Annotated in this window: 4 protein-coding genes; 3 read left to right on the forward strand and 1 reads right to left on the reverse strand. The window is 42.5% G+C overall.

What is annotated here, in order from left to right:
• Nucleotides 1-246 precede the first annotated feature (246 nt).
• The 3 genes from H5125_RS21145 to H5125_RS21155 all read left to right on the forward strand — a co-directional run bounded on the left by H5125_RS21145 (nucleotide 247) and on the right by H5125_RS21155 (nucleotide 5,913).
• A complete protein-coding gene (locus tag H5125_RS21145) occupies nucleotides 247-3,582 on the forward strand; it encodes an MHYT domain-containing protein (protein WP_182745381.1) in 3,336 nt (1,111 codons plus the stop codon).
• A gap of 14 nt (nucleotides 3,583-3,596) precedes the next feature.
• Nucleotides 3,597-4,592 carry a two-component system response regulator gene (locus H5125_RS21150; RefSeq protein ID WP_174839634.1) on the forward strand — a complete coding sequence of 332 codons (996 nt, stop codon included), beginning with the start codon at nucleotides 3,597-3,599 and terminating at the stop codon, nucleotides 4,590-4,592.
• Between the two features lie 115 nt (nucleotides 4,593-4,707).
• Nucleotides 4,708-5,913, forward strand: coding sequence for an MFS transporter (locus H5125_RS21155; RefSeq protein WP_101087993.1), 1,206 nt, complete (start codon nucleotides 4,708-4,710; stop codon nucleotides 5,911-5,913).
• 262 nt (nucleotides 5,914-6,175) lie between these two features.
• Here the strand turns inward: H5125_RS21155 and H5125_RS21160 are convergent, their stop codons facing one another.
• Complete coding sequence (locus H5125_RS21160; protein WP_310734204.1) at nucleotides 6,176-6,814, reverse strand: hypothetical protein; 639 nt, start codon at nucleotides 6,812-6,814, stop codon at nucleotides 6,176-6,178.
• Nucleotides 6,815-7,047 lie beyond the last annotated feature (233 nt).

Genomic DNA, 7,047 nt, shown 5'->3' on the forward strand with positions numbered 1-7,047 from the left:
CCTAAACACCCAAACACCTAAACACCTAAATACCACCGACTATTAACATTATTACAACAACATCACGTAAGTTAACTACAGAATGGAATTGAAAAACACAAAACTATTAACCACAACCCGCACTAAATCATTTAAACGTTGATCTAGCGCAAGCTTTAGTTAAAAATCGAACAAATACTGATGTTTTTTAATTCCAAGCCGATAGCTTCCTTATACTTATCTAAAAGTGACATTCATCTAATTATTATGCTTGAGACAATTCGCACACTATTTTCCGTTACAGATGAAAGCCTTTTAGTCGTTGGTGACTTTCAACCTATAGTCGTTTTCATCTCTATCGCTATCGCGGTTTTCGCCTCGTTTATGGCATTACAAGTCGCGTCGCAAGCGGTATTAACGCTCAATAAATATAAACGATACTTACTCACCAGCTGCGGCAGTATTGCACTTGGTGGCGGTGTGTGGTCGATGCATTTTATTGGCATGTTAGCGTTCAGTTTATGCACTCCGGTGAGCTATGACATCGGCTTAACCGCGTTATCGTTTATTCCGAGTATTGCCGCATCTTGGGTAGCCTTGAATGTCATATCAACAGCCAAACCAAAACTAAGCCAGTTTGTGGTGGGCGGTATATTGACCGGTGCAGGTATTGGCACCATGCATTACGTCGGCATGGCGGCTATGGAAATGGCTCCCCTACTACGTTACGACTTATTCTATTTTGGCTTATCAATAGTTATTGCCATTATTTTGGCCATTGTCGCACTGTGGATACGTTTTAGCTTGAACCATCTAGGTCGCTTTACCTTAAGTGAATTACATAAAAATGCGATTGCGGCGATGGTGATGGGTTGCGCTATTTCCGGCATGCATTACATCGGTATGGCTGCGGCTCGTTTTGTCCGCCCACCAGGATTTGAATTTTCTGAACAAACCACAAAAATGTCACTGTATTTAGGCATTGCCGTTGCCACGATTACGGTGGTGATTATTTTATTGGTGTTAGGCGTCAACATGCTGATTAAATACCAAACCTCGTTACACCAAGCCAAATTATCTGAAGCACGCTACCGCGCGACCATTAGTACCGCCGTTGACGGTATCATTACCTTTAACGCTAAAGGCCGTATTGAAAGCGGCAACCAAGCGGTAGAATTACTCCTGGGCTGGCGACTTGAAGATGTGTGTCACCAAAATATTCGTGACTTTATACCAGGCCCATTTATCGAAGAATTTAACGCCCGTTTAGACAGTTTTTTTAACCACAACATAGCGCAGCAAAAAAGTACTGGCCGCGATGTAGAAGCGCTACATGTTAACGGTACGGTCATTCCGGTTAGGGTATCTATTGGTCATGCATGTATTGAAGGTAAAAGCCTGTTTGTGATGTACATAAGCGACTTACGTCACCGTATTGAAATGCAACGTGCACTAATTAAAAGCGAAGCCCAGTTTCGCTCACTTATCGCCAATATTCCCGGTATCGCCTATCGCTGTTTAAATACTGAAAACTGGCCGATGGTATTTATTAGCGACGCGGTTGAAAAGATCACCGGTTATCCAGCAAGCGACTATATAGGCGCAACACCAAAACGTCATTTTTACCAACACGTACACCCAGATGACCTTGAGCAAATCGGTAATCAAGTCGTCACAGAGCAAGTGTTTAAGCTGGAATACCGTATCTATAATGCCAACGGCGATATTCGCTGGTTGCTCGGTTATGGTGCTCATGTTGACGGGATAGATGTACAAGATAAATGGCTCGACGGCTTTATTATGGACATCACCGATCGCAAAGAAATGGAACAATCTTTATTAATTGCCAAAGACAAAGCGGAACAAGCAGCATCAGCTCGTTCGGCATTCCTAGCGAACATGAGCCACGAAATTCGCACCCCAATGAACGCCATTATTGGCTTTAGCGACATTTTACTCGACGATTCGCTACCCGCTGAACAGCAAAAGCATTTACGTACCATTAATCAGTCTGCTAAGTCTTTATTGCACCTATTAAACGATGTTCTCGATAGTGCTAAGTTAGATAAAGGCAAGTTCGATCTCGAATTACACGATTTCTCTGTTATTGAAGAAATTGATTCGGTGGTATCGACTTTATGGTTACAAGCTAGCTCTAAAGGTCTGTTCTTAAATGTGAATGTATCAGCAGATGTGGCAATGTCCTATCATGGTGCTCCAGATCGAATTCGTCAGGTATTGACTAATTTAATTGGCAATGCGATTAAATTTACCGCCGAAGGGGGTGTCAGTATCGATGTGAGCGTTAAACCAAGCGGTTGCATTGAATTTGCCATTAACGATACCGGTATTGGCATGACACCAGAACAATTAACCTTAGTGTTTGATGCCTTCGCTCAAGCAGATGCCAGCATGAATCGTCGTTTTGGTGGCACCGGTCTTGGTACGACCATCAGCAAACAATTGGTTGAATTAATGGGTGGCAAAATTACCGCCAAAAGCACATTTGGCCAAGGCAGTTGTTTTGGTTTTGCCTTGCCATTAACCGCGCCCAAACACATCAACAGCACGTTGACCCCGTTAACAAACAGTCACATTAAACCATTGGCCATTTTGATTGTTGATGACATTCAGCAAAATATTGATTTGCTCACCATTATGATGAAGCGCCAAGGTCATAGCATCATTACTGCCCGCGACGGTAAACAAGCCCTATTGCGGATGCGCAGCGACAAAATTGATATTGTATTGATGGACGTGCAAATGCCTATCATGGACGGATTAACCGCCTCGCGTACTCGTCGTGAACAAGAGCAAAATGAACAGTTACCGCATATGCCAATTATTGCATTAACGGCCAGCGTATTGCCTGAAGACAAAAAAGCAGCCTTGGATGCCGGCATGGATGGTTTTGCCAACAAACCTATCGATATGATGCTGCTTAATCATGAAATTGCCCAAGTATTGAAACTTGAACAAAGCAATGTGGCCGTCGATAACCCCGCTGTTGATATCGACAACAGGCAAGTGGTTAATGAGAAAAAAGGCGCTTCGATGTGGGGAGATCAAATGACTCTCGTGAAAGAAATCAGCCTATTTATGACTAAACAACACGATAGCAACCAACAGCTTAAACAATTAATACAAACTGCCGACTGGCCAGCTATTAGTCAACAACTGCATGGACTCAAAGGGCTGTCTGGCAATTTAGCTCTAATGCAACTGACACGGTTATTTAGCGATGCTGAACGCTCAGCCATGACAAAATCCAGCACAGAATTACTGACCTTGCTGCCAAAGATTGAACAGGCTTTTGCGCGCATCGCAGCCTATCTTAGCACTCAAGATATCAGTCAACACCCAGATAAAGCCGCAGAAAAAGATCCTATGAGCGTCGATGAGTTCATCCAAATCATTAACCTTATTCGCTTAGCTGCAAAAGAAAATCAATACAATGAACACGATGTCGATACACTAATTGCAGCCACTCCGGCGGCATACCGACAGCAATGTATCAACATACAACATGCTCTAGACGACTTTGAATTTGAACAAGCAATAACACAACTCAATACTCTTGAGTCCGATGTTACTGCACAGTAAAAAGACTGAATTGAATGATATATAACAACCAAGACCGTATGCCGACAATTTTAGTTGTCGACGACGAGCCCGCTAACCTCAGAGTATTAAAGAAAATGCTTGAGGATCAGTACAGGCTGATATTTGCTAAAAGTGGCGAAGAAGCTCTGCGTTTAATTGAACGCGACCTGCCTGATTTGATTTTACTCGACGTGATGATGCCAGGTATGACTGGTTTTGAAGTCTGCCAACAACTAAAAACAGAGCAACGCACCAAAGCAGTACCGGTCATTTTTGTTACGGCATTAAGTGACGAAGTAGATGAAGCCAAAGGCTTTGATGTTGGCGCGGTAGACTACATCACTAAACCCGTGTCCCCAGCGGTGGTTAAAGCACGTGTTCGTACTCATTTGTCTTTAGTGCAGGCAGACGATTTACGCCGTACTCGTTTACAAGTCATTCAACGCTTAGGCCGAGCATCAGAATACAAAGACAACGAAACCGGTATGCATGTGATGCGCATGAGCCATTTTTCTAAAATCATTGCCCTCGCCTATGGTTTATCAAAATCGGCCGCCGACAATTTACTCCATGCAGCACCAATGCACGATATTGGTAAAATTGGTATTCCCGACAGCATTATGCTTAAACCGGGTAAGCTCACCGATGAAGAATTTGCCATCATGAAAAAGCACCCTGAAATCGGCGCCGAAATTCTTGGTGAATCAGATTCAGATTTGATCGCCTTAGCCAAAGTCGTCGCCATGACTCACCACGAAAAGTGGGATGGTAGCGGCTACCCTCATGGACTTAAAGGTGAAAATATTCCTATTGAGGGACGTATTGTGGCAATAGCCGACGTATTTGATGCTCTCACCAGTAAACGCCCTTACAAAGAAGCATGGACTGTCGACAAAGCCATGGCATTTTTACATGACCAAAGCGGCATACATTTTGACCCGCAATTAGTGACATTATTTCAGCAATCTTTACCCAGTATTTTATACATTAAGCAGCGCTGGCAAGACTAATATGCCGTAATTAGCACGTTAGTTTTTGTCATGCACAAACGGGCTTAGCTCAGTGGTTTAGCCCGACATCAATTGTTAAATTCACCGTATTTTATTATCACCACTAGGATTTTTTATGACACCGGCTGCAGCATTACCAAGCCAACTGAATACTACCGCCATTTTGTTAGTGTTAGCCTTAGGCACATTTATATTGGGATTATCAGAGTTTTCAATGATGCCAATGCTGCCATTAATTAGTGAAACATTTTCCTCAACACCTTCACAGAGCGGTTATGCCATTAGTGCTTACGCGATAGGCGTTGTGGTAGGCGCCCCTATTTTAATGCTGACCACAGCCAACATGAAAAAACGCCATGCTTTGGCAATATTTCTGACATTAATGTTTATCTCTAATGGCTTAAGTGCCATGGCAACCTCACTTGAACAGCTTATTGTATTTCGCTTTTTAAGCGGCCTACCCCATGGCGCTTATTTTGGTGCCGCGATTTTATTGGCTGCCGATATTGCCCCTCAAAATAAACGTGCAAGTTACATGTCTAAAGTGTTTATGGGCCTAACCATAGCCACTATTGTAGGGGTTCCCATTGTCACTTTAGTCGGCCAAAACTTGAGCTGGCGCTATTGTTTAGCGGGTGCATCTGTCCTCGCCTTAATTGCATTAGTGTGCGTATATGTGGTGATCCCTAAAATTGAAAACAACCAGCCGTCAAATTTAATCAATGAGTTTAGCGTGTTAAAGAATAAATTGGTTTGGTCAATTCTTGGCATTGTGATTATTGGCTTTGGTGGCGTATTTTGCATTTACACTTACATTGCCGATACCATTTTAGTGGTCACTGAAACGCCGGCATACACCATTTCAATCGCGATGGTAATGTTTGGTATTGGTTGTACCTTAGGCAATTACGTACTAGGCAAAGCAGCCGATCGCGCCGCCTTAAAAACCACTGGTATTGCTTTAGTTTGTACGATTATATTTTCGCTTGCTTACGTCAGTGCCAGCCATAATATTTGGCTATTGTATGGAGTAATTTTCTTTATTGGCTGCAGTGTGGGTTTAGCGACACTGATTCAAACCTTACTGATGGACGTATCGCCAAATGGTCACGCGATGATAGGGGCTTTAGTACAATGTTCATTTAACACCGCCAATGCTATCGGCCCTTGGGTGGGCGGCATGTTTATCGCACAAGGTGCAATGCCTAACGAGACCGGTTATGTGGCAGCAGTGCTATTTGCCGGCGGCTTAATGATGTGGCTGTTAAGTTATCTGCAAATGAATAAGAAAAAGGCTCAACTGGAGCAATGTTCTGCATAATCAGGCTTTAGAATTTATTCTTTAACGAATTTTTATAACAAATAATCTAACTAATTATCTAACTAACTCCCTAACGAATTATCGAACAAATTGCCGGGCTCAATACCGATAACATTGTCGGTAACATTGTCGGTAACCGTTAGGGTAAGTAGTTTGAGCGTCTGAGAAACACCTATCTCGGCGACTTATCAAACCATTAAAAGCGTCATTTATATTACGTGATGAAAATGTATCAATATCAATAATGTAAATTAATTAACTATTATTTAATCTCAAATTTTTGCATCCATTTATCACAACGAGCGTCATCAAGCTCTTCATAAAGATGCAGTGCAGGTAATAATTCAAGCTCAAAACTTTCCTCGCTATCATTAGCTATCGCGGTTAACAGCATGGTAAACCAAGCCGTTATTCCACCTTGAGGTGACGCCTTTAATCGAGGAAAACTAGGGTCAGTTGCCGTCCCAATTAACCAGTCTTTCGCAAGTTCAGGGGCTATAACTAACGCACGCGCTAATCCAACAAAATCAACAGCGCCACATTCTATTACTTTTAATGCCTGAGTATAGGTTTTAAACCCTCCAGTAACGGCTATAGGCACATTTATTACGCGTTTTGCTGTGGCTGCAAATTCTGCAAAATAAGGGTCTTTTGTAGATGAATCAGAGCTATATTTTGCTCCGGGGAAATAAGATCCACCGCTTATTTCTATCAAGTCTAATGAAGTTTGATCAAATATTCGGATAGCGGCTAATGGATCTTCCTGCGTTAAACCACCTTCTAATTGATCGGTGGAATTAATCTTAATACCTATTGGGAATGAATCCCCAACAGCACTTCGCACTTTCTCACTTAATAGTGTTTGTGTGGCCGCACATCGCGGTATTGGCAGTTGCCCCACTTGTCTATCGTCATAACAACACGACTGCAGTGCTCTGATTTTTCTGCGACGTAAAGTAATGTAAAGCTAGAGAATTTTAAAAAATGTGGCATAATATGGGCATGCCTATGACCAAAACGACTGACAACATTTTGCTAATCGACGACGATGAACGTCTCGCAGCAATGATCAAAGAGTATCTTGAGAAAGAGGGGTACTCTGTCACGTCTGCAATAGATGGTTCTTCTGGATTA

Source organism: Shewanella sp. SR44-4 (genome assembly GCF_014163715.1).
In the GTDB taxonomy this organism is placed as follows: Bacteria; Pseudomonadota; Gammaproteobacteria; order Enterobacterales; family Shewanellaceae; genus Shewanella.

Excerpts from the sequence above, each read along its gene's own strand:
- H5125_RS21145 (WP_182745381.1), top strand. The coding sequence starts at position 247 with ATGCTTGAGACAATTCGCACACTATTTTCCGTTACAGATGAAAGCCTT.
- H5125_RS21150 (WP_174839634.1), top strand. The coding sequence starts at position 3,597 with ATGATATATAACAACCAAGACCGTATGCCGACAATTTTAGTTGTCGAC.
- H5125_RS21155 (WP_101087993.1), top strand. The coding sequence starts at position 4,708 with ATGACACCGGCTGCAGCATTACCAAGCCAACTGAATACTACCGCCATT.